This window comes from Streptomyces sp. NPDC059785 (assembly GCF_042732375.1).
In the GTDB taxonomy this organism is placed as follows: domain Bacteria; phylum Actinomycetota; class Actinomycetes; order Streptomycetales; family Streptomycetaceae; genus Streptomyces.
Window position 1 is genome coordinate 28,251 of the sequence record NZ_JBHWHV010000050.1, and the last position, 23,257, is coordinate 51,507.

Consider the following 23,257-nt stretch of genomic DNA (forward strand, 5'->3'; position numbering starts at 1 on the left):
CAACTGCCCGGCGGGACGACGGTCAAGACATCACACGCCGTCGTTACGGTGCCGTCGGCTCCGTCCGGACACGCCGTTACGGTGTGGCCGGTTCCGTGCGGACACGCCGTTACGGTGTGGCCGGTTCCGTCCGGACCGCGAGGTCGATGTTCGCCTCGACCCACGAGCGGAGGGCGTTGAGCGGGACCGCGGCGCTCTGGCCGAGCGGGGTGAGGGCGTACTCGACGTGCAGGGGGACGGCGGGGTAGATGGTGCGGTCGAGGATGGCCGCGTCCTCCAGGCGGCGCAGTGTCTGGGTGAGCACCTTGGGGCTGACGCCCTGGAGCGTGCGCTGCAACTCCCCGAACCGCTTCGGACCGTCCTCCAGCGCGCCGATCGCCAGCGCGGACCACTTGTTGGCGAGCAGGTCGAGCAGGGCGCGGCAGGGGCACTGCGCGGCGTAGACGTCGTGGTGCGCGTGCCGGCCGCTGGGGCAGGTGGTCGTCATGCTCGCTCTCCTCAAGAAGGCGCCCTCAACAGGTGTCCCCAACAGGCGCCTGGCCAGGTAACTTCCCAAAGGGAAGTAGAAGACCTTGAAGGTAAGTATATGCGCGGGGATAGCTTCGAGGTCATCGACGGGGGAGGCGCCGTGCGCCTCCCTTCACGGCACTTCTCAGGGAGATGACGCATGTCCGCAGACACGATGCGCGCGGTGGTCCAGGACGGTTTCGGCGGTCCGGAGGTGCTGCGGGTCCAGCGGGTTCCGCGCCCGGTGCCGCTGCCGACCGAGGTGCTGGTACGAGTGCACGCGGCCGGGATCAATCCGGTGGACTGGAAGACCCGCGAGGGCCACGGCATGGCCCATGTACTGGGCGAGCCGCCCTTCACCGTCGGCTGGGACGTGTCCGGTGTGGTGGAGGAGGCCGGCTTCGGTGTGACCACGCTGAAGGCGGGCGACGAGGTGTACGGCATGCCGTGGTTCCCGCGCGCCGCGAGCGCCTACGCCGAGTATGTGACCGCTCCGGCCCGCCAGTTCGCCCGTAAGCCCGCCAGTATTGATCATGTGCACGCCGCCGCCGTGCCGCTGGCGGCGCTGACCGCCTGGCAGGCCGTGGTGGACACCGCTCACGTCCGGGCCGGGCAGCGCGTGCTCGTCACCGCCGCCGCCGGCGGGGTCGGCCACTTCGCGGTCCAGTTCGCCCGGCACCTGGGCGCCCATGTGATCGCCACCGCCAGCGCCGCCCGCCATCCCTGGCTCAAGGAACTCGGCGCCGACGAGACCATCGACTACACCGCCACCCGCTTCGAGGACGCCACCGCCGATGTCGACGTCGTCATCGACCTGGTGGGCGACGCCCATGACGGGACGAGCACCCGTTCACTGAAGGTGCTGCGCCCCGGTGGCCTGCTGATCCCGGTCCCGGCCGGTGTCTCCGAGGAGCTGGCCCGGGCCGCCGGGGCAGCTGGCGTGCGGGCCACCCCGTTCCTGGTCGAGCCGGACGGCGCGGCGCTGACGGAGATCGCCGGCCTGATCGACGCCGGGCATGTCACCGTCGAGGTGGAGACGGCCTACCCGCTCGAGCGGGCCGGCGAGGCCCATGCCCGCGGGGAAGCCGGCCGCACCCGCGGCAAGCTCGTTCTCACCACCGTCACCGGCTGACCGGATACGGGGCGGGACGGCGCTTCCTCCGTCCCCCGCGTCGGACCCCACGGGCTCCGTGACCGACGGACCGTCCGCACAGTTGCCCCGGTATGAAGCAACGTGCCGACTTGTTCCGCGTCCTTGTCTGCTGCGCCGCGCTGGCGGCGGGCCCGTGGGTCGCGGCGTCCGCGGCATGGGCGGGCGGCGCGGGCGGGTTGCTGTCCCCCGCCCTGGGCAACGGCTGCGCCAACGACGCCGGCGCCGTCATCGCGCGGGGCGCCGCCGCCCCGGGCCCGCACGTCGCGGGCGGCGCTCTGGTGGGCCTGCCCCTCACGGGACCGGTCAACCAGTGCGGCAACGCCGACCTGCCCACGGGCCCCGTACTGGCCGTCCCCCTGCAAGCCGTCCCCGTCTGCAAGACCTTGAACAACCTGGGCCCGCTCAAGTCCGGCCGCCACGCCCTGACCGCGGCCGCCGGATTCTGCGGCTGAACGCCCACCCTCCGAAGCCGGTTCCCGCGCCGCGCACCGACGGAATCTACACCTCGACGATAAAAATCGACACGGTGTAGACTTTTGACATCCGGCACCGTCGTCCGGCCTCATCGGGCCGACACCATTGGAGGAGCAGTGCGAGAAGCAGCGCAGAAGCGGAACTGGCTCATCACGGGCGTCAGCACGGGGCTCGGCCGCGCCTTCGCCCAGGCCGCCCTGGACGCCGGGCACACCGTCGTCGGCACGGTGCGCTCCGAGCAGGACCTGCGCGCCTTCGAGGCGCTCAGGCCCGGGGACGCCCACGGCCGTATCCTGGACGTGACCGACGACCAGGCCGTCTCGGCCGTGGTCGCGGAGGCGGAGCGGAACGTCGGCGCCCTGGACGTCGTCATCGCCAACGCCGGCTACGGCCTGGAGGGCACCTTCGAGGAGACCCCGCCGGCCGAGGTGCGCCGGCAGTTCGAGGTCAACGTCTTCGGGGCCATGGCGACCCTCCAGGCGGCGCTGCCCCACATGCGCCGGCGCCGCCGCGGACACCTGATGGCCGTCACCTCCATGGGCGGGCTCATGGCCGTGCCCGGCATGTCCGCCTACTGCGGCAGCAAGTTCGCCCTCGAAGGCGTCCTCGAGGCGCTGGGCAAGGAGGTCGCGCAGTTCGGGATCCACGTGACCGCGATCGAGCCAGGATCCTTCCGCACCGACTGGTCCGGCCGGTCCATGACCCGCGCCGCGCGGACCGTCGACGACTACGACGAGCTGTTCACCCCCATCCGGGAAGCCCGGCAGAAGGCCAGCGGCAACCAGCTGGGCAACCCGGCCAAGGCGGGCGACGCCGTCGTACACATCACGACCGTCGAGCGGCCGCCGGCCCACCTCGTCCTGGGCACGGACGCGCTGCGGCTGGTCACCGCCGCGCGCATGGCCGTGGACGAGGACATCCGCGCGTGGGAGACGCTCTCGCGTACGACCGACTTCCCCGAGGGTGCTCAGCTCTGATGCCCGGACAGCCCCCCGCGCGCGGCCGGCGCGCCACCGAACGCAAGGGCGATCTCCGGGAGCGCGCCATCCTCGACACCTGCGAGGCCCTGCTGGCGGAGAAGGGCTACGACGCCATGACCGTCGGCGACATCGCGCAGGGCGCCGGGATCACGCGCGGTGCCCTGTACTTCTACTTCGGTTCGAAGCAGGAGGTGGTCACGGCGCTGGTGGCCCGGACCGTCGAGCACCTGTGGGAGCGGTCACGGGCCACCGCCGAGGCGGACGATCCGCGTGAGGCCGTCGCGACGGCCTTGCGGCGCACCGTGGAGCTGTGGAACGACCACGGCCTGGTCATGCGGACGGCGATCGACCGGTCGTTGACCGTGCCGGAGATCGGCGAGCTGTGGAACCACACGGCCGACCTGTTCATCGCGGCCATCACCGCCGTCCTGGAACGTGCCGGCGTCCGGCCGGGCAGCGCACCGGAGCAGGCGTCGGCGATGGCGCGCGTCCTGTGCTGGATGATCGAGCGGACCTTCTACCACGCCTCGCAGGAGTCCCGCGAGAAGTTGCAGGAGGCATCCGCGACCTGCGCACACATCTGGCTGACCAGCGCCGGTCTCCTCACCTGACGGCGCCGACGTCCGCCCCCAGCACGTCGAGCAGGGCCAGCGCTTCGGCGTCGGGGGAGCCCGGCGGCGCGCTGTAGAGCACGACGTGCTGGCCGCGGTCGGTGAGCGCGAGCGTGTCGCAGTCGACGGTGACCTCACCGACGACCGGGTGGCGGAACGTCTTCGTGAGCATCGGCGCGGCCTGTACGTCGTGCCGCTCCCAGAGCCGGGCGAACTCGCCGCTGCCGTCGCGCAGTTCGCCGACGAGTCCGGTCACCGCGGGGTCGGACGGGTAGCGGGCGAGCGTCGACCGGAGCTGCGCGACGACGTGGTGGCGGAACTCCGCGGCGTCGGAGATCCCGTACAGCGGCGTGGCGTCCGCCGGTGCGAGGAACGCCCGGCGCGCGAGGTTGCGGTCCTCGGGAGCGAGCTCGGCGAAGTCCTCCATGAGGGCGGCCGCGAGGTTGTTCCAGGCGAGCACCTCGAACGCGGCGGACGTCACGAAGGCGGCCGTCCGCGGCAGCCGCTGAAGGAGCGCGAGGATGCTCGGGCGGACGTCGCGCCGGTGCAGTCCGGCGTGGGCCGGCGCCGTGCCCGCGAGGACATGGAGGTGGTCGGACTCGGCGTCCGTGAGCCGCAGCGCGCCCGCGATCCCGGCCAGCACCTCGCCCGACGGGCGCGGCGCCCTGGCCTGCTCCAGCCGGACGTAGTACTCGGTGGAGATGTGCGCGAGCACCGCGACCTCTTCGCGGCGCAGTCCCGGTGTGCGGCGTCGCGGTCCCGAGGGGAGGCCGACGTCCTGCGGGCTGAGCCGCTCGCGGCGGCTGCGGAGGAATGCCCCGAGTTCCTGCTTGTCCATACCCCCAGTCTGCCTGCCGGACGGCGACACACCCTGGTACCGCCTGTACCTGCATCCGTTCCGGGAACCGGCCGACACTGCCACCATGACGAACAGCACCGACGACACGAACAAGACAGACGGCACCGGCAACCCCGCCATCGGCCTGCTCACCGGCAAGGTCGTGTTCATCACCGGCGCCAGCCGCGGCATCGGGGCGGCGGCGGCCCGGCTCTTCACCGCCGAGGGGGCGGCCGTCGTGCTCGCCGCCCGCTCCACCGACGCCCTGGAGCGGATCGTCACCGGGATCCGCGCCGAGGGCGGCGTCGCGGACGCCGTGCCCGTGGACCTCGCCGACCGTGCGAGCATCCGCGCGGCCGTCGACCGCGCGGCGCAGCTGCACGGGCGGCTCGACGGCGCCTTCAACAACGGCGCGGCCATCCAGCGGCCCGGACCGCTCGACACCACCAGCGACGAGGACATCGACGAGCAGTTCGCGGTGAACTTCCGCGCGCACTGGACCGCCATGACCGTCGAGGCCGCGCTCATGCGGCAGGGCGGCGGCGGGGCCATCGTCAACACCTCCAGCATCGGCAGCCGCCGCGCGAACCCCGCCCTCCCGGCGTACGGGGCGATGAAGCGCGCGCTCAACAGCATCACCGAGACCGCCGCCGTGACCTGGGCGCCGCAGCGGATCCGGGTGAACGGCATCACGCCCGGCGGCACCGCCACGGAGATGATCGACGCGTGGGAGGCGGCGACCCCCGGCATCATCGAGGCGAACGTCGCCAGGACCCCGCTCGGCCGGATGGCCGAGCCCCGCGAGATCGCCGAGGTGGCCGCGTGGCTGCTCAGCGACCGCGCCTCGATGGTGACCGGCGCGCTCGTGCCGGTGGACGGCGGCGCCGGCGCCTGACCCGGCGGCGCGGGACCGGCCGGCCGCGGGCACGCCTTCGGTACGGGCCGTTCGTCGGCCGGCGGCGCCCCACGGGGAGCCGCCGGCCGAAACATCTCCTTCATCGGGGAAGTCCTCAGGGGAAACGACTCATGCCTAGCGTCCTCCCCCGTGGCCACGAGGGCGTGGTCCGCACCTGAGGGGCCGCAGGAGCCGCCTGAACACCCTCGCCGGCCCACCCCGTCCCTGCGCCCTCCGCCGTCCCCGACCCGCAGCAAGGAGGCGTGGCGTGAGCGCGACCGAGTCCCGGCCCGCAGCGACAGATCCGTCGAACTCCACCGACCAGGCGACGAAGGAGACCCTGGAGGACTACACCCTCCGCTTCGCACCGCGCAGTTACCGCCGCTGGACGCCCATGGTCGTGGCGACGACCGCGCTGGGCGGCATCGCCTACATGGCCGACTTCTCCATCGGCGCGGGCATCGGCCTGGCCCACGGCACGGGCAACGCGCTCGTGGCGATCGGCGTCGCCGCGGCCGTCATCTTCGTGACCGGCTTCCCGCTGGCGTACTACGGCGCCCGCTACAACATCGACCTGGACCTGATCACCCGGGGTTCGGGCTTCGGCTACTACGGGTCGGTGCTGACCAGCGTCATCTTCGCCAGCTTCACCTTCATCTTCTTCGCCCTCGAAGGGTCGATCATGGCCCAGGGCCTGGAACTCGGCCTCGGACTCCCGCTCTGGCTGGGCTATCTGGTCTCCACCCTGATGGTGATCCCGCTGGTCGTCTACGGCATGAAGGCGCTCAGCAAACTCCAGGTGTGGACCACCCCCGTCTGGCTGCTGCTGATGGTCGCGCCGCTGGTCTACCTGATCGCGAAGGACCCCGGCACGGTCGACCGTTTCCTCTCCTACGCGGGTACGGACGGCACGGGCGGCGTCGACACGGCCTCCGTGTTCCTCGGCGCGGGGGTGTGCCTCTCCCTCATCGCGCAGATCGGCGAGCAGATCGACTACCTGCGCTTCATGCCGCCCAAGACCGAGGCGAACAAGCGCAGTTGGTGGACCGCGGTGGTCATGGCGGGGCCCGGCTGGGTGGTGCTCGGCGCGCTCAAGCAGGCCATCGGTGTGTTCCTCGCCGTCTACATCCTGGCCGAGGTCGGCCCGGCCTCGGCCACCGAACCGATCCAGCAGTTCCGCGGCGCCTTCGACGCGATGCTGCCCTCCTGGATGATCGTCCCGCTGGCCGTGGCACTGGTCGTGATCAGCCAGATCAAGATCAACGTGACGAACGCCTACTCCGGCTCGCTCGCCTGGACCAACTCCTTCACCCGCGTCACCAGGCACTACCCGGGGCGCATGGTCTTCGTCCTGGTCAACCTCGGCTTCGCGCTCGCGCTGATGGAGGCCGACATGTTCAGCTTCCTCAACGACATCCTGGGCTTCTACTCGAACTGCGCCATCGCCTGGGTCGTCACCGTGGCCACCGACATCGGCGTCAACAAGTACCTGCTGAAACTCTCCCCGCTGCGGCCGGAGTTCCGCCGCGGCATGCTGTACGCCGTCAACCCGGTCGGCGTCGTGGCGTTCGTCGCCGCCTCCGGTCTGTCCATCGCCCTGTACTTCCACGCCCTCGGCGACACCCTCCAGCCGTACTCCCCCGTCGCCGCGGCCGTCATCGCCTTCGTCCTCACCCCGCTGACGGCCGTCGTCACCAAGGGCCGCTACTACCTGCGACGCACCGACGACGGCATCGAGGAGCCGCTGCTCGACGCCGACGGCAACCCGAGCGCGACGACGTACGACTGCCACGTCTGCCGGCAGCCCTACGAGCGCCCGGACCTGGCCGCCTGCTCGACCCATGACGCGGTCGTCTGCTCGCTGTGCCTGAGCACCGACAGCGTCGGCGACCACGTACTCCCGGCCGCCCCCGGCGTCCCGTAGCGCGCTCGTCACAGGCCCAGGCCGGGGTGGTCCCTGAGCCGGCGGCGCGAGGTGACGCCGAGCTTGCGGAAGATGTTGCGCAGGTGGGCGTCGATGGTGCGCGGGCTCAGGAACAGCCGGGCGGCGACCTCTTTGGACGTGGCGCCGGTGGCGACCAGGCGGGCGATGTACAGCTCCTGTTCGGTGAGCCGGTCGTAGTCGCTTCCGGAGCGGGCGTGGGCCTTCTCGCCGGTGGCCCGCAGTTCGTCGGCGGCCCGCCGGGCGAACGCCTCGGCACCCGCCCCGGACAGCAGTTCGTGGGCGGTGCGCAGGTGTCCGCGGCAGTCACGCCGGCGGCCCGCGCGCCGCAGCCACTCCCCGTACAGCAGGTGGGCCCTGGCCCGGTAGACGACCAGGGGACTCTTCTCCAGGTACTCGACGGCCTCCCGGTAGTGGTCCTCGACCCCGGTCACCAGCCCGCGCGCGTACGCCGCGACGCCCAGGCCCGAGGCGGTGCCACTGGCCTCGGTGCGCTCGGTCAGCGAGGCGAGGGCGGCGTCGGCGGCAGCATGCTCACCGCACCGGACGGCGGCCTCCACCAGTTCGGGCAGACAGACCCCGGCGAGGAACAGGTCACCGTGCGCCGCCGCCTGCCGGGCCGCGGCCAGTGCGGCCGGGTAGTCGCCCAGGCCGTTGTGGAGCACGGCCGCCGCCCAGTGGGTGTTGGCGATCAGCTGTCCGGCACCGCTCGCCGTCGCCGCCCCGGTGACCGCCCCGAACAGCTCCAGCGCCTCCCGGCGCCGGCCGCGCACCGCGGCCAGTTGCAGCCGGTGGTACGTCACCGGCGGCCCGCCGACGGCGTCGGCGATCGCCTCCTCCTCCGCGATCGCCGCGATCGCCTGCCCCAGGTCACCGGAGAGCACGGCGCAGGACGCCTGCTGGGCCAGGCCCAGCCGCAGCACCAGCGGCGAGCCCGACTCTCGGCCGGTCTTCAGCAGCCACTCGGTGATCGCCGCACGGGCGTGGGGGTCCCACAGTTCACCGGCGAGCATCACGGCGAGCGCCGGGCGCCGTGTCCACAGGGGGGTGCCGCCGTCCCCGTCGAGGACGGACCGCATCAGAGGGTAGGCGGCCCGGTGCCCGTCCGTGTCCAGCCGGACGAGCGCGCTCAGCACGTCCGGTAAGTCCGGTGCGGGCGCTGAGGTCCGGGCCGCCGTCAGGACCGTGTCCATCACCCCGGTGGCCCGGCCGACGACCAGGCTCATTTCCAGCGCGTCCAGGAAGCAGTCGCGGGACCGGCCGGGGTCCAGGTCCGCGAGCCGCTCGGCGGCGCGCAGCATGTGCGCCGGGCCGTCGAGGTCGGTGTGCCGCAGGAAGGCGAGCTGTCCGCGCAGCAGATCGGCCCGGGCGTGCTGGAGTTCGTTCAGTGCCGTGTTCTCGACGGTCTCCAGGAGCCGCGCCGCGGTGTCACCGGCGCCCGCGTCGAGCTGCGCCCGTACGGCGGTCAGGGTCCGTTCGGTCCGGCGCGCGGTGTCGAGGGACAGGGCCGCCGCGCGTTCGAGGAAGGCCGCCGCGGCCGCCGTTCCGCCGCGCGACCTGGCGCGTGACGCGGAGCGTTCCAGCTCGGCGGCGACGTCCTCGTCGGGTCCCGTGCAGGCCTGGGCGCGGTGCCAGGCGCGCCGGTCGGGGTCCGCGGCCGGGTCGGTGACCTGGGCCAGCGCCCGGTGGGCCGTGCGGCGCTGCTCCGGGTCCGCGGCCCGGTAGACCGCGGAGCGGGCCAGCGGGTGGCAGAAGCCGATCCGGGTGGAGAACTCGATCAGGCCGGTGGCGGTCGCGGCCTCGCCGGCCGCTCTCACATCGAGGCCCAGGTGCCGTGCGGCGGGCCACAGCAGGCCGGGATCGCCGGTCGGGTCCGCGCTCGCCACCGTCAGCAGCAGCCGCGCGTCCGCGGGCAGTCCGGCCAGTCTCGCCCGGTAGCCGCGCTCGACGCGGGTCGGTACCGACGGCGCGTCCGGCGGGGCGAAGCCTCCGGCCGCGGGGAGTTCCAGCAGCGCCAGGGGGTTGCCGCGAGCCTCCGCCAGGATCCGCCGGCGTACCTGGTCGTCGAGGGTCATATGGCTCCTCGCCCCGAGCAGCGTGCGTGCGTCGGCGTCGCCGAGCCCGCCGACGGCCAGGCCCGGCAGTTCGTCCAGCTCATCCGCCACGCTGCCGGGCCTTGCGGCGAACAGCATGGCGACGGGTTCACAGGCGATGCGCCGGGCGAGGAAGGCCAGCACCTGCGAGGACGCGGTGTCCAGCCAGTGGGCGTCGTCGACCAGGCACAGCAGGGCCTGGTCGCGGGCCGCGCGGGACAGCAGCTCCAGGGCCGCGAGACCGACGCGGAACACGTCCGGGGCGCCGGTGACCAGTCCGAACGTGTTCCGCAGGGTCTCGGCGTGCGGGGCGGGCAGCTCGCCGAGGTGGGGCAGCACCGGCACGCACAGCTGGTGCAGGGCCGCGTACGGCAGCTCCTGCTCGTACTGCGATCCGGACGCGGCCACGGTCCGCAGCCCGGCGGTCCTCCGGGCGTGCTCCAGCAGTGCGCTCTTGCCGATGCCCGCCTCGCCCCGCAGGACCAGGGCCCCACCCCGGCCGGCGCGCGCGGCGCCGGTCAGCTCGTCGATGTGCCTCATCTCGTGCTGCCTGCCGACGAGTTGACCAGGACGGTGAACCGATGTCATGCCGCTCCGTCGATCGATCCGCCCTCGCGGGGGTCAGTCCCGGACGAGGGTCGGCTGCTGCGCGGCTTCCGGCGTGAGCGCCGGTTCGGGTGCGGGGCCGCCCTCGCTGAGGCCGAACCGGCCGTGGACCTTGCGCAGGAAGCCCGGCGCGTACCAGGCCGAGCGGCCCAGCAGCCGCATCGCGGCCGGCACGAGGACACCGCGCACGGCGACGGCGTCGATGAGGATGGCGAGGGCGCTGCCCAGGCCGAACATCTGCATGAAGCTGAGCTTCGCCGTGCCGAAGGCGAAGAAGCTCACCGCGAGCAGGCAGGCCGCCGCGCTGACGATGCGGCCGGTGTGCCCGAGACCGTCGGCCACGGCGGTCTCGGTGGACTCGCCCAGGTCGTGCAGTTCCTTGATGCGGCTGGTGACGAACACCTCGTAGTCCATCGACAGGCCGAAGGCGATGCAGAACATCAGCACGGTCATCGACGTGTCCATGGGCTGCGCCGTGAAGCCGAACACGGAGGACAGGTGGCCGTCCTGGAACATCCAGGTCATGACGCCCAGGGCCGCCCCCAGACTGATCATGTTGAGGACCAGGGCGCGCAGCGGCTGCACGACGCTGCCGGTGAACAGGAAGAGCAGCACGAAGGTGGTCAGGGCGACCGTGCCGAGTGCGAGCGGCAGCCGGTCGCTGACGGACTGCTTGGAGTCGACCAGTTCGGCGTCGACGCCGCCCACCAGCGGGTGCGTACCGGCGGGCGGTGCGGCCGCCCGTATCCGCCCGACGAGGCTCTGGGCCGCCTCGGACTTCGGCGTGAGGCCGCTCACCACGGTCACCCGCTGCGCGCCGGGACGCCCGAGCGCCGCGCCGGCGGGACCCGCGGCCGCGGCTTTCCCGTCGGTGTAGGTCCCCGTGCTCGCCTCGACGCGGACCACACCCGGCAGCCGGGACAGCCCGGTCGCGTACACGGCCAGCGGGTCCTCGCTCACCGGCTGGTCGATGACCACGTGCACGGCGGCGTCGTCGGAGCCGTCGAAGTCCTGCCGGAGCACGGCGGACACCTGGCGGCTCCCGGCGTCCTCGGGCAGCACGCGCTCGTCCGGGGTGCCGAAGCTCAGGCCCAGCAGCGGGCCCGCGGCCAGCAGCAGTACGGCGAGCACGGGCAGCGCGGTGAACGCGGGCCGCCGCATGACGGTGCGGGCCAGCCGGCCCCACAGGGGCGCGCGGGCGCCTGAGCGCGGCCGGTTCGCCCAGGGCAGCCGCCCGCTGTTGACCCGGTGGCCCAGGACGGCGAACAGGGCCGGCATCACGAACAGGGTGCTGAGGGCCGCGATGGCGACGACCCCGACGCCCGCGTAGCCGAACGAGCGCAGGAAGAACTGCGGGAACAGCAGCAGCGCCGCGAGGGCCACCGCCACCGTCGCGGCGGAGAACGCGACCGTGCGGCCCGCGGTGCGCACGGTGTGCCGCACGGCGTCGTCGACACTCGCGCCCGTCGCGAGCTGCTCGCGGAACCGGCTCAGCATCAGCAGCGCGTAGTCGATGCCGAGTCCGAGGCCGAGCGCCGTGGTCAGGTTGGTGGCGAAGACGGACACATCGGTGGCGCTGCCCAGCAGGTAGAGCAGCGCGAACGTGCCCGCGATGGCGATGACTCCGATGACCAGCGGCAGCAGCGCCGCCACCACGCTGCCGAAGACGACCAGGAGCAGCACCAGGGTCAGCGGCACCGCGATGCCCTCGGCGAGGACCAGGTCCTCGCTGCTCTGCGCGGCCATGTCGCTGTTGACGGCGGCGCCGCCGCCGGCCCGGACCGTCAGGGAGCCGTCGCGCGTCCCGGTGTACGCGTCGATGACGTGCTCGGCGTTCTTCTCCTGCTGTGTGGCGTCGCCCTTCACGTGCGCGAGCACCATGGCCTCGCGGCCGTCGCCGGAGCGGAGGGCGGTGCTGCCCGTGTCCCAGTACGAGACGACGTTGTCGAGGTCCCGCTCGTTCTTGAGCTGGGCCACCAGCGCCCGCCCGCTCCGCTCGGCGGCCGGGGCGTCGACGCCGCCCTCGGCGGCGGTCACCAGCAGGACGAGATTCGTCTGCCCGCCGAACTCCTCCTCGATGGCGGCCTTCGCCCGGGAGGACGGGGAGGAGGGATCGTCGTAGCCGCCCCCCTGCAACTTGCCGAACGCGCCGAGGCCCACGGCGGCCATGAGGGCCACGGCCACGACGGCGACGATCAATACCAGCCGGGACCGGCGAATCGCCAGCTCGGCCAAACGGTCGAACACGCCACGCTCTCCTTCGGATCTTCGTTTCACTTGCCGCTGCCCAGCCTCGTCCCGGCGCGCGTGCCTTCGCCTCGGTGAAAGTCGCCTACCGCACGGCGGCCGGTGTCGCGTCGGCGAACACCGCGCGGCGCGTCAGGCTGTGGGGACGATGACGACCTTGCCGCTGACGGTGCGGGACTCGGCGAGTTCCAGGGCCGCGGCGGCGTCGGCCAGCGGAAGCCGCGCGGCGATCTGCGGGGTCAGCGAGCCGTCGGCGACCAGGCGCAGCACCTGGTCCAGGTCCTCGGCCAGCCGCCGCTGCCAGGACGCCCGGCAACGGCGCCTGCCCGCCCAGAAGTTGTAGAAGTGCGCGTGCTTGCCGTTGGGCAGCGAGTTCCACGCCGAGAGCCGTGCGAACAGCTTCAGCACGGGAAGCTGCGAGCTGCCCTCCTCGTCCTTGGTGGCCGCGGTGCCGTACGAGACCAGCGTGCCGCCCTTGCGCAGCAGCTGCCACGACTGCTCCACCGCGTCGCCGCCGACGTGGTCGAAGACCGCGTCCACACCGTCCGGCGCGAGGGCGCGGATACGGTCGTACATGTCGGGGTCGCGGTAGTCGACCGGGGTCGCGCCCAGGTCCCGCACGGTGGCGTGGTGGCGCGTGGAGGCGGTGCCGATCACGGTGATCCCGGCGTGCCGGGCCAGTTGCACGAGCGTGGAGCCGACGCCGCCGTTGGCGCCGAGCACGACGATCGTCCCGCCGGCCGGGACCTTGGCGAGGCGGTGCAGCATCTGCCAGGCGGTGATGCCGTTGACGACGACCGTCTCGGCGGCGGCCGCGTCCACCGTGTCCGGTACGGGCATCAGGTCCGCGGCGTCGACGACGAGGTGGCTGGCCCACGCGCCGGTCTTGGTCACCGCGGCGAAGCGGCGTCCGAGGAGCGCCGTGTCCACCGCGGGGCCGACGGCCGTCACGGTGCCGACCACGTCGTAGCCGGGCACGAAGGGGAACGGCGGCTGGTCGTAGTACTTGCCACGGCGCATCTGCTGCTCGGCGAAGGACACACCGGTCGCCTCCATGCGCAGGACGACCCGGTCCTTGGCCGGTGCCGGCAGGTCGCGCGTCCTGAACTCCAGGCCCGCCGGCTCGACCTTGCCGGGCAGGACGACCTCGGTGACGTCGGCGGTGACGGACTCACTGGCGGTGCTGTTCATGGCATACCCCTGGGAGAAGAGCCTTACGGCTGCTTGCTTACGGCCGTAAGGTTATAGCTGTTAACTCAAGAAACGCAAGGCGCTGCGCCTCATAAGCTTTCGCGTGTAAGGTCACGCTCATGAACGACGAAAACGCGACGAACCCGGCCGCACCGAAACAGGCACGCGCGCGCAACCGGCGCGGCGAGGGCGGCCGGCTGCGCGAGGACATCGTCGACGCCGCGGCGGCGCTGCTCGACGAGACCGGCGACGAGCGCGCGATCACCCTGCGGTCGGTCGCCCGCAAGGTCGGCATCGCCGCCCCGTCGATCTACCCGCACTTCCCCGACCAGCCGGCCATCATGCTGGCCGTCGTACGGCGGGAGTTCGCAGCGCTCGACGCCCACCTCCGCGCCGCCGCACAGGAGGCCGGGGACAATCCGCTGGACAGGCTGTACGCCGTCTGCCGCGCCTACCTCGGCTACGCGCAGAGCCACCCCGAGCGCTACCGCACGATGTTCGGCGGCCTGTGGATGCCGACCCTCGGCGACAGCTCCGTGACCGCGGAGGACCTCACCGGCCTCGGCACGGCGGCCATGCGGAGACTCAGCGACCTGCTCGCGGAGTGCGCCGCCGCGGGCCGGTCCGCGGTCACCGACCCGGAGCACGACGCCGTCACCCTCTGGCTCTGCCTGCACGGCTTCGCGCACCAGCGTGCCGCCACCCGCGTCTTCCCCTGGCCCGACGAGACCATCGCCGACGACATCATCGCGAGGATCGCCCGCCTCGAAGGCGCCTGACCTTACCCATCCGGATACCCAACTACGCCCGCACGGGCGAGAGTTAGGTCACCTCCCGGCTTATTGAACATGATTATCACTCTTCATACGATGCTCATGTTCACGCCAGCACCAGGAGGTTGCCTTGCTCTCGTCCATGACCCGCGCGGCCCTGTTCACCGGAGCCGCCCTCGCCGCCGCCGGCCTCGCCGCCGCCCCCGCCCAGGCGGCCACGATCACCCTCTCCGAGGGACACGTCGACGCCGTCGACATCGCCTACGAAGACGGCACCCTCACGCTCGGCCTGGCCGACGCGACCACCGGAACGGAGGTGGAGCGCGACCCGGCCGACGTCGTGCTGCACGTCAAGCCCGAAGCCGGGACGACCGTCCCCGGCAACACCGCCTACTCCTTCCTCGGCTCCCCCGGCGACGCCGTGTGGATCCTCCCCCAGACCAACAACCCCGAGCTGCTGTACGCCGGCTGGGCCGCCCACGAGGTGGAGACCGGCGTGTTCCAGGGCGACGGCGTGCGGCTGCGGCTGACCGCCGTCGACGGACCGGCCGAGGTGAGCGTGTACGACGTCGCCGGCGGTGTCCCGGCCAAGAGATTCGACAGCGGTGACGGCCTGCCCGACTCCGTGGACGTCACTGCGGGCGAACACCACCACACCAACTGGGCCTTCGAGGCAGAGGGCGACTACACGCTCACCTTCGAGGCGACCGGCACCCTGCTGGACGGCACGACCGTGAACTCGGAGCCGGTGGACTACCACTTCACCGTGGGCTGACCGCGCGCCTGACGCGGAGCACGAGGGGCGGTCCCGCCCACGGAACGCGGAGCGCGAAGGGCGGTCCCGCCTACGACAGGCGGGACCGCCCCTCTGCTACTTCGACGGCGCCAACGGGGCGTCCGCGCTGCCGAGGACCCCGGCATCCGGCTCCGCCTCCGACTCCGCGCCGTCCCGCGCACGGCGGCGGCCCCGGCCCGTCAGAAGACCGTGGCGCGGCGCGAAGAGCCAGCACACGACGAACACCGCCGTGACGACCAGCACGATCAGTCCGCCCGCGGCGAGACTGAAGGCGTAGGACAGGTACAGGCCCGTCACCGCGGAGGCGCCGCCGACGACCGGGGCGAGCACCATCATGACGCCGATGCGGTCGGTGAGCAGCCGCGCGCACGCGGCAGGCGTGATCAGCAGGGCCAGTACCAGGATGTTCCCGACCGCCTGCAACGAGATCACCACGGTCACGGTGACCAGGGCGTACAGCACGATGTCCAGGGCGAAGACGGGCAGTCCGGCCGCGCGCGCCGTCTCCCGGTCCAGGCTCACGGTGACCAGCTCCTTGTGCACCGCCCCGGCGACGAGGAGCAGTACGAGACCCATCACCGCGACGGTGAGAACATCCTCGTCGCTGATGCCCAGGATCTGCCCGAAGAGGAACGATTCGAGCGAGCCGCTGTAGCCGGGCGCGGTACTGAGGATGACGATGCCGAGCCCGAAGGCGGCGGCGAAGAAGACACCGATGACGGTGTCCTCCTTCAGCCGCCGGTTCTGGGAGAACACCGCGACGGCCAGGGCCGTCAGCAGCCCCGCCACCGCGCCGCCCACGACCAGGTTGAACTGGAAGACGAAGGCGATCGCGACGCCGGGGAAGACGGAGTGGGACACCGCATCTCCGATGAACGCCATACCGCGCAGCACCACATGGGCGCCGACGACACCCGAGACCACTCCGCACATGACGGCGACCGCGAAGGCCCGCCGCATGAACAGGTGCTGCCACGGATCCGTCAGGAAGTCGAGCACAGCACTCACTTCGTCACCCCCAGCGAGGTCAGCAACTGGTCGGAGCCGGTCACCCCGAAAGCGCGCAGCCAGACCGCCGGATCGCGCAGAGTGTCCGGAGGCCCGTCGGCCACCACCGTCCTGTTGAGCAGGCAGAGCCTGCTGGCCATGTCGGCGGCCCCCGGCAGATCGTGGGTCGTCATCAGCAGCGCCCTGCCTTCCTCGCGCAGCCGCCCGAAGAGCGAGGTCAGCAGCTCCTGCGTGGGCACGTCGAGGCCGGTGAACGGCTCGTCGAGCAGGAGCAGCGTCGGCTCCAGCGCCAGGGCACGGGCCACCAGCACCCGCTGGCGCTGACCACCGGAGAGCTCTCCGATCGGCCGCCGCCGCAGCTGGGTCATGGCCACCCGCTCCAGCGCCCCGGCCACGGCCTCGCGGTCCTCGGCCCCGGCCCGGCGCAGCCATCCGACACGGTGCACCCGTCCGGTGAGCACCGCCTTCTCCACCGACAGCGGGAAGTCCCAGGCGAACTCGTGGCGCTGGGGCACGTAACCGACCGTGCCACGGGCCCGGTCGGCGGGGCGGCCGTCGAGCAGGACGGTGCCGCTCCTGGGGCTGAGCAGTCCGAGTACGGCGCGCAGGAGCGTCGTCTTGCCCGCGCCGTTCGGACCGATCAGCCCGACCAGCTCACCCGTGCGGACCGTCAGGTCCACGTCGTGCAGCGCACGGCGTCCGCCGAGCTCCACGGCTAGGGACCGCACGTCGAGCGCGGCCGCCCCGGTCGTCTCACGCCGACTCATCGGTGCCTCCCTCGGCCGTGCCGGGCACGCCTGCCTGGGCGGTGGCTGTCCCGTCCTCGCGGTCACCGCGCCGCCTGCGCCGCAGTACGACGAGTATGAGGACAGTGGCGGCGATGGCGGCTGCCGCGACGCCGGTGATCGTCCACCAGGGTGTGTCCGCCGAAGTACCGCTGCCTACTGGGCTGTTCGGCTGCTGGGCGAAGGCCTTCTCCGGGTTCTGCGGGCCGACGGAGAAGCGGAGGGTGCGCCGGCTGTCATGAGTCCTGCCGTCCTTCGTCCTCGCACTCATCCGCACGTCGAGCAGGTACGTGCCGGGCTCGGTGAACGCCCAGTTGCCGTGCACGTGGCTGTTGATCTCGATCCCGGTCTCCTGCGGCAGCCGCTCGGCCGTGTCGAAGACGATCTGCGGGCTGCCGAAGGCGCCGTTCAGGAACAGGACGAAGTCGCCCGGCCCGGTGACTCCGGTGAGTTCCCAGGTCACTTCGCGCTCCACCGCGGCGGTCACCGTCGGGTCCTGGCTGTTCCAGCCCGGCCAGACCACGCCCTTCTGCTGGGCCTGCGGCAGTACCCAGACGTCGTCACCGGGCGCGCCGAGGAAACCGAACTCCTCGGCCTCCGGGACCTCGATCCTCGCCGCGTCCCTGACCTGGAGCACGACGTCGTCCGTGTCGCGCCACACGGCGGGATCGGCCGTGTCGTCCCGCATCTGCACGGTCCAGCCCGACTCGGTGAACCTAGGCCCGATGTCGATGTGGCCGTCACTGACGACCGTGTGTCCGGCGGTCGTCCCTGGCGCGGCGGTCCCGGCCGCCGCGGGGACTGCCGTCGGCAGGGCGAGGCAGAGTGCCCCGGTCACGGACAGCAGTGCTGTGCTCATGCTCTTCATCACTTCTTCTCGCCTCCGAGGCAGGCAAGGAGCTCGTCGGCGTTGTGGCGCATCATGTCGGTGTAGTGCCGCACCTCGTCGTCGAAGGCGTCGCCGTACAACGTGCACACCTTCACGTGCTGATCCTCCGCGACCTGGTTGAGCACGGTGGCCCGCTGGACGAGGTTGGGTTCCATGAAGACCGCGGGGATCTTCAGGTTCCTGATGGTGCGCGACAGTTTCCGTACGTCGTCCGCGCTCGGTTCCTGCGCGGGGTTGGGCACCACGAAGCCGGCGACCGACAGGCCGTAGGCGTCGGCCAGGTAGCCGAAGGCGTCGTGCGTGGTGACCAGTTGCCGCCTGTCGGACGGTACGCGGCCCGTCCGGCTCGTCACGTAGGCGTCGAGGTCGTCGAGTTCACGCTCGTAGGACCGTGAGTCGGCGGTGTACTCCCCCGCACCGTCCGGATCCTCCTTCTCCAGGGTGTCGCGGATCAGCTGTACGTACGCCTTCGCGTTCTCGACGTCCTGCCACAGGTGCGGGTCGATCTCGCCGTGCACGTGTTTGCCGAGGACGGCCTGAGGGAGTTGGTAGACCTCCGCGCCCGGCTCGCCCAGGAAGGAGAACTGTGACCCCGAAGGGACCGTGTCCAGCGCCCGGTTGGGCACATCGATGACGACGTCCCCCGGCGGTATCTCCTCCTGCTTCTTGCCGTCCGTACGCGAGTCGGTGAAGGCCGACATCTTCCCCGAGTCGATGTTCACGGTCAGGTCGGTGTGGCCGTCGTCGAGGATCGTGTCACCAGAGTCGGCCACGGTGTGCGGGTCGACCCCCACCGCGAAGGTGAAGGTCCCCTTGCCGACCGGGCCGGCGGCCGCGCCCGCGTTCTTCAGCCTGGCCTCAAGGGTCAGCCGGTAGACGCCCGGCTCGGTGAAGGCCCAGTTCAGGTGGGTGTGCGCGGCCGGCGGCAGCGTCGTGGTGTCCTTCTCGGTGAGGCCGTCGGCCGAGTCGAAGTAGACGTCCGGGCGGCCCAGTGACTCCGTCAGGTAGGCCACGAGGTCGCCGGGTCCCTCGACGTCGGTCGCGGAGAGCAGCACGTCGGAGGAGCGGGACGCGCCCCGTTCCGTACCCTCTCCGCGCACGCGCAGTCCCAGCCAGATGACGTCGAGGCCCACGTCCTCGACCAGCGGGATGACATGGGCGCCATAGGTCTCGGACGCTTCGGCGAGCGACACGTTCGGGGTGCCCTCGCGCGCGTTGGAGTCGATCGTCTTGATCAGCGCGTGTTCCTCCAGGAGCAGGTGGTTGGTGAAGGTGACGTCGGCCTGGGACACCGCGTCCGCGTCCGCCGGGGTGGGCTCGTACGAGTGCGGGTCACCGCCCGGCGGGACGATGGAGTCGACCTGGACCCGGTCGCCGCCGACCTGTCTGACCAGGTCGGCCAGGATCTCGGTGGTGGTCACCACGCGCAGGGCGGCGTCGGGATTGTCCGCCGCGCCCGATCGGGCGTGACCCTTGCACCCGGTCACGGTCATGGCGAGCACGGCGGCGACGGCCAGTGCCCGCGTTGCTGGTCGGGGCACGTGCATGGGCAACATCTCCGATGGCAGGGGGCAGCGCCGAGTCGCGGGACGACTCGACGCTGCTGGGGGAAACGGGGGGAATGGCCGGCCGGGACGAGGGGGTCGTCCCGGTCGGGGGGCAGGGCGCCCGCCGGGTGCGGGGCGCGGGGTGTGGGACACGGGGCGTGGGCTTGCTACTGCGGCGGCGGCCAAGGGCCTGTTATTGCATCTGGTGCACGGCGCCGGCCTGTTACTGCGGACGATCTACGGGGCACGGCGCCGGCCTGTTACCGCGGCCGGTCCGCGGACACCGGCCTGCTACTGGCGCCGGTCCGTGGCCGCCGGCCCGTTGTCGCGGCCGGGTCGCGGCCGTCGGCCCGTTACCGCGGCCCGTCCGCATCCGCCGTGCCGTTCTTGCGCCGCCGTACGAGCCACCACCCGACCAGGGCGACGAGGACGACGGGCACGACGGCCGCCGCCGCCCATGGCACCGCCGAGGCGGTCGAGCTGGACCCGCTCTCGCTCTCGGCGGCGGTCTTCCGCACGCCGGACTTCCCGGCTGCCGTCACCTTCAGCACCGGCACGGTGCCCTCGGCGACGACCTTCCCGTCGGCGTTCTTGACGGAGGCCAGGACCTGGGCGCCGTTCCAGTCGGCGGGCACGGTCTGCTCCAGGGTGCGCCCGTGGACGTCGGCGATCTCGGTGAAGGGGTTCTCCGAGTTCTGCCGTACGGACCAGGAGACGGAGTAGTCCTTCCCCGCGTTCCGCACCTGGGCGGTGAACGTGGCCTTCGCACCGGCCGCGTACCGCTCGGCGTCCTGGTCGATCCCGACGGAGACCGGGGACGCGGCTCCCGCCTTGCCCGCGTCCGTGTCCGTGTCCGCCTCGACGGACAGGGTGACGGGCGCGGACTCGGCGAGCACGGCGTGGTCGGCGTCGAAGAGCCGCGCGACGACCTGCGCGCCGTCGAGACCGGCGGTCACGGGGAGTTCCTGGTCGGCGAGCCGGGACTCCTCGATCCACTCGTAACTGCTCTCGCCCTGGCGCTTGAGGTACCAGTGGTAGTGCTCGTCATCGGTCTTCGGGTTCTGCTCGGACGTGAACCGGGCCGTGTCACCCTCGCTGTACGTCTTCCGGTCGGGTGTCACGGTGAGCCGCGTCGTGGGGTCGAGTGCGCGCACATGCACGGTCGTCGGCTCCGACTTCTGCGCGGCCTTGCCGTCCTTCAGCAGCTCCGCGTACACCTGCGTACCGTCCAGGGCGCGGTCCGGCTTGGTGCTGTAGACGGCCGTGTCCTGCTCGGGGTCCTCGGTGAAGGCGCTCTCGCCCTTCTTCTTCGCGTACCAGCGGTAGCGGGAGTCCTCTTCGGCCGCGTCCGAGGCGGCGGTGAGGTTGATCGTCTGGCCGACGAAATACTCCGCGTCCACCTTGTTCGGCGTCAGCAGCAGGCCGTCGGTGCCCTCGCTGTAGTGGCGGACCTTCTGCGCCACGGGTGCGTCCTGCCGGTCGGGTACCGGGCCGACGATGAAGCGCACGGTGGCGCTGTCCTCGAGAGCCTTTCCGTCGGCGAGCGTGACGTGGACATTGAAGTCGATGTCGTAGGTGCCCTGGTCCGTGAAGATCCAGTTGGCGTGCGTGTGCGCGCCGACCTCTCCCGACACGCTCGTGAACGCCGAACCGGGGACGATCAGTTGACTGACCTTCTTGTCGCCGAACCCGCCGGGCTGGGTGACGGCGAACGTGGGTGACTTCGCTTCACCGGCGTAGGCGAAGCCCTCGAAGTCCATGGCGACCGTGCCCTTGAGCACACCGGGTTCGATGCCCTCGAAGGACCAGCCCGGCCAGACCACGGACTTGTCCTGGGTCTGCGGGCTGATCCATGCGTCGTCGCCCGGAGTGCCGAGGAAGGCGTACTCCTCCGGCAGTTCGATGCGGGAGGTCTTGGTGTCGGGTATGTGCAGGGCCAGATCGTCGGGGTCGGCCTCGCCCTCGTCCGTCAGCGAGCGGACGTCCAGGCGGCCGTCCTCGACCACGGGGTACACCGCGTCGACGTGCTGTCCGGCGCCCACCAGTTCGCGGCCGTCGGCCGGGCCGGTCGCCGCGTTCGCCGGCGCGGCGAGCGCGAGGGCCAGCACCCCTCCCGACGACAGCAGTGAAAGAGCGCTACGGGCACGTCGGGCGACGCGCCCCAGGGGCAGTGTCATGAGTTCCTTCCAAGGGGGTGGTGCATTGGGGGGTGGTGCGTGTTCGGGGGGCATGCTCGAGGGGCATGTTCGGGGGAGCATGTTCGGGGGTGCGTTGCGGTCCCGGTTCCGGTTCCGGTTCAGGACCGGGCGGCCTCGGCGTCCGAGGTCTTACGGCGCCTGCTGCGGGCGTAACCGACCGTCGCCGCGCCCGCGACGACCAAGGCACCCGCGCCCGCGGCCAGCGGCAGGGTCGCTCCCCCGCCGGTGCGGGCCAGGCTCCCGCTGCCGTCGGCCGCGGAGCCCGAGCCGGAACCGCCGGAAGAGCCCGTACCGCTGCCGGAACCGGACCCGGAACCAGAGCCTGATCCGGTCCCTGTCGAGCCGTCGTCCGAACCGCCCGTGGAGCTGCCGTCCGCGCCGCTCCCGCCCGGGGTCACGGAATTCGGATCGACGTCTCCCACCGCGAAGGTGTAGGTGCGCGTGTCCGACGCGGTCCCGCCCGACGCGAGCGCGCCGCTGAGCTGGAAGGTCACCTTGTAGGTGCCCTCCTTGCCGAAGGCCCAGTTGCCGTGCGCGTGGACGCCGAGGTCGACCTTCTGGCTGTCGGGCAGCCCGTCCTCGCTGTTGTAGAGCACCTTCGGCGCCCCGAGCCCGGCGGTCTCCCAGATCGCCAGGGTCCCCGGCCCGCTCACGTGCGTGAGTCTCAGGTCGACGGGGCCTTTCAAGTCATCACTGCTCAGATCTTCGGTGTTCCAGCCGGCCCAGATCACACCCTGCTGCTGGACCTGCGGGATCAACCAGAAACTGCTTCCGGCGGCGCCTAGGAACGAGTAGGCACCGTCCTCGGGAACCGTCTGCTTCGCCTCCGGTGCCACATGCATCACGACAGAGGAAGGCTCCCGCCACACGACCGCGGACGGATCACGGCTGTCCTTGAAGAGCGTACGCAGCCTGCCGTTCACCATTTTCCCGGCGATCGCGTCCACGTGGCCGTCGTCGATCACCACCTTCTCGGTGGCGATGTCCGCGCTCGCCGCAGCAGTGACGCCTGTCGCTGCTGCGGAGCGCCGGGACACGGACGTCGAGGGGGCGCCGCCCCCGCCGTCGGCAGGCGAGGCCGAGGGGGCGCTGTCCCCGTCATCGGCGGGAGAGGCCGAGGGGGCGGAGGACGCCCCGGGCGCGACCGTGGCCTGTCCACCGTCACCCACGACACCCCCGTCTCCGGCGCTCCCCTCCGCCACACTCACCGTCCATTCCGCCGTAGCGGTAGTGACGGTGCCGGACTCGAGCCGGGCGGTCGCCCGGGAGGTGATCGTGTACTCCCCCGGCTCCGTGAACGTCCAGACGGCCTCACCGGTCTCCCCCGCAGCCACTGGCTGGGCGTCGGGCAACCCGTCACGGCTGTCGAACAGCACCTGCGGGTCGTCGGCCGACGCACCGGACGACCCTTCGGACACCGCTTCGGACACCGCTTCGGACGACGGCCGGAACACGGCGACGTCTCCCGGACCGTCCACGCCGGTCAGCGCCCACTCCACGGTCCCGCCCACCACGCTCCCGGCCGGAACACCTGTCGCGTCCCACTCCGAGACGGCTTCTCCCGCCCGACCGCCGTCCCCGGCGCCCGGCTCTCGCAAGCCCAGGCTCAACGTGCCCCCGTGCAGCGCCAGGACCACATCGGCCGAGGGGGAAGACCCGGTGTTTCCGTTCTCCGCCGAGTCCGCCATCGCTGCCGAGGGTGCGATCCCGGCGGCGATGGCCGC

General features: G+C 72.0%; 19 protein-coding genes. 8 read left to right on the plus strand and 11 right to left on the minus strand.

Annotated elements, in window-relative coordinates:
• Positions 1-109 precede the first annotated feature (109 nt).
• Positions 110-487, minus strand: a complete 378-nt coding sequence (locus ACFV6E_RS31075) for a winged helix-turn-helix transcriptional regulator (RefSeq protein WP_385171904.1) — start codon at positions 485-487, stop codon at positions 110-112.
• Between the two features lie 180 nt (positions 488-667).
• On the opposite strand from ACFV6E_RS31075, the gene ACFV6E_RS31080 reads away from it, so the two are divergent.
• From ACFV6E_RS31080 to ACFV6E_RS31095, 4 genes are all read left to right on the plus strand, one after another.
• Positions 668-1,639, plus strand: coding sequence for an NADP-dependent oxidoreductase (locus ACFV6E_RS31080; protein WP_385466104.1), 972 nt, complete (start codon positions 668-670; stop codon positions 1,637-1,639).
• Between the two features lie 92 nt (positions 1,640-1,731).
• A complete protein-coding gene (locus tag ACFV6E_RS31085; RefSeq protein WP_385466107.1) occupies positions 1,732-2,112 on the plus strand; it encodes a hypothetical protein in 381 nt (126 codons plus the stop codon).
• A 138-nt stretch (positions 2,113-2,250) separates the two neighbouring features.
• On the plus strand, positions 2,251-3,111 hold the full coding sequence (locus ACFV6E_RS31090) for an oxidoreductase (protein ID WP_385466110.1): 861 nt from the start codon (positions 2,251-2,253) through the stop codon (positions 3,109-3,111).
• The gene (locus tag ACFV6E_RS31095) at positions 3,111-3,725 is read left to right on the plus strand and encodes a TetR/AcrR family transcriptional regulator (RefSeq protein ID WP_385171894.1); all 615 of its coding nucleotides are present in this window, start codon (positions 3,111-3,113) and stop codon (positions 3,723-3,725) included. Before ACFV6E_RS31090 ends, ACFV6E_RS31095 begins: the two co-directional genes overlap by 1 nt.
• Here the strand turns inward: ACFV6E_RS31095 and ACFV6E_RS31100 are convergent.
• On the minus strand, positions 3,718-4,563 hold the full coding sequence (locus ACFV6E_RS31100; protein ID WP_385466113.1) for a helix-turn-helix transcriptional regulator: 846 nt from the start codon (positions 4,561-4,563) through the stop codon (positions 3,718-3,720). The genes ACFV6E_RS31095 and ACFV6E_RS31100 overlap by 8 nt on opposite strands.
• Before the next feature lie 85 nt (positions 4,564-4,648).
• Here ACFV6E_RS31100 and ACFV6E_RS31105 point away from each other — a divergent pair, with 85 nt between their 5' ends.
• The gene (locus ACFV6E_RS31105) at positions 4,649-5,458 is read left to right on the plus strand and encodes an SDR family NAD(P)-dependent oxidoreductase (RefSeq protein ID WP_385466116.1); all 810 of its coding nucleotides are present in this window, start codon (positions 4,649-4,651) and stop codon (positions 5,456-5,458) included.
• A 268-nt stretch (positions 5,459-5,726) separates the two neighbouring features.
• Positions 5,727-7,382, plus strand: a complete 1,656-nt coding sequence (locus tag ACFV6E_RS31110; RefSeq protein WP_385171885.1) for a purine-cytosine permease family protein — start codon at positions 5,727-5,729, stop codon at positions 7,380-7,382.
• 8 nt (positions 7,383-7,390) lie between these two features.
• Here the strand turns inward: ACFV6E_RS31110 and ACFV6E_RS31115 are convergent, their stop codons facing one another.
• The 3 genes from ACFV6E_RS31115 to ACFV6E_RS31125 all read right to left on the minus strand — a co-directional run bounded on the left by ACFV6E_RS31115 (position 7,391) and on the right by ACFV6E_RS31125 (position 13,537).
• Entirely contained in the window at positions 7,391-10,081 is a 2,691-nt protein-coding gene (locus tag ACFV6E_RS31115) for an AAA family ATPase (protein WP_385466119.1), read from the minus strand.
• Positions 10,082-10,114: 33 nt separating this feature from the next.
• Positions 10,115-12,346: an MMPL family transporter gene (locus ACFV6E_RS31120; RefSeq protein ID WP_385466122.1), complete on the minus strand. Its 2,232-nt coding sequence runs from the start codon at positions 12,344-12,346 to the stop codon at positions 10,115-10,117.
• Positions 12,347-12,478: 132 nt separating this feature from the next.
• On the minus strand, positions 12,479-13,537 hold the full coding sequence (locus tag ACFV6E_RS31125; protein WP_385466125.1) for a medium chain dehydrogenase/reductase family protein: 1,059 nt from the start codon (positions 13,535-13,537) through the stop codon (positions 12,479-12,481).
• Positions 13,538-13,656: 119 nt separating this feature from the next.
• Here ACFV6E_RS31125 and ACFV6E_RS31130 point away from each other — a divergent pair, with 119 nt between their 5' ends.
• Positions 13,657-14,316 carry a TetR/AcrR family transcriptional regulator gene (locus ACFV6E_RS31130; RefSeq protein ID WP_385466128.1) on the plus strand — a complete coding sequence of 220 codons (660 nt, stop codon included), beginning with the start codon at positions 13,657-13,659 and terminating at the stop codon, positions 14,314-14,316.
• A gap of 124 nt (positions 14,317-14,440) precedes the next feature.
• Positions 14,441-15,085, plus strand: a complete 645-nt coding sequence (locus ACFV6E_RS31135; protein WP_385171872.1) for a choice-of-anchor M domain-containing protein — start codon at positions 14,441-14,443, stop codon at positions 15,083-15,085.
• Positions 15,086-15,181: 96 nt separating this feature from the next.
• On the opposite strand, the gene ACFV6E_RS31140 is transcribed toward ACFV6E_RS31135, so the two are convergent.
• From ACFV6E_RS31140 to ACFV6E_RS31165, 6 genes are all read right to left on the minus strand, one after another.
• Entirely contained in the window at positions 15,182-16,114 is a 933-nt protein-coding gene (locus tag ACFV6E_RS31140; RefSeq protein WP_385171869.1) for an anchored repeat-type ABC transporter permease subunit, read from the minus strand.
• The gene (locus ACFV6E_RS31145) at positions 16,111-16,881 is read right to left on the minus strand and encodes an anchored repeat-type ABC transporter ATP-binding subunit (RefSeq protein ID WP_385171866.1); all 771 of its coding nucleotides are present in this window, start codon (positions 16,879-16,881) and stop codon (positions 16,111-16,113) included. The genes ACFV6E_RS31140 and ACFV6E_RS31145 overlap by 4 nt, the downstream gene beginning before the upstream one ends.
• A complete protein-coding gene (locus ACFV6E_RS31150; RefSeq protein WP_385466131.1) occupies positions 16,868-17,758 on the minus strand; it encodes a TIGR03773 family transporter-associated surface protein in 891 nt (296 codons plus the stop codon). The genes ACFV6E_RS31145 and ACFV6E_RS31150 overlap by 14 nt, the downstream gene beginning before the upstream one ends.
• 8 nt (positions 17,759-17,766) lie before the next feature.
• Positions 17,767-19,335 (minus strand): anchored repeat ABC transporter, substrate-binding protein, encoded by a 1,569-nt coding sequence (locus ACFV6E_RS31155; RefSeq protein ID WP_385466134.1) that lies wholly within the window; start codon positions 19,333-19,335, stop codon positions 17,767-17,769.
• A 353-nt stretch (positions 19,336-19,688) separates the two neighbouring features.
• The gene (locus ACFV6E_RS31160) at positions 19,689-21,512 is read right to left on the minus strand and encodes a choice-of-anchor M domain-containing protein (RefSeq protein ID WP_385466137.1); all 1,824 of its coding nucleotides are present in this window, start codon (positions 21,510-21,512) and stop codon (positions 19,689-19,691) included.
• 119 nt (positions 21,513-21,631) lie between these two features.
• Positions 21,632-23,221 carry a TIGR03773 family transporter-associated surface protein gene (locus ACFV6E_RS31165; protein WP_385466140.1) on the minus strand — a complete coding sequence of 530 codons (1,590 nt, stop codon included), beginning with the start codon at positions 23,219-23,221 and terminating at the stop codon, positions 21,632-21,634.
• Positions 23,222-23,257 lie beyond the last annotated feature (36 nt).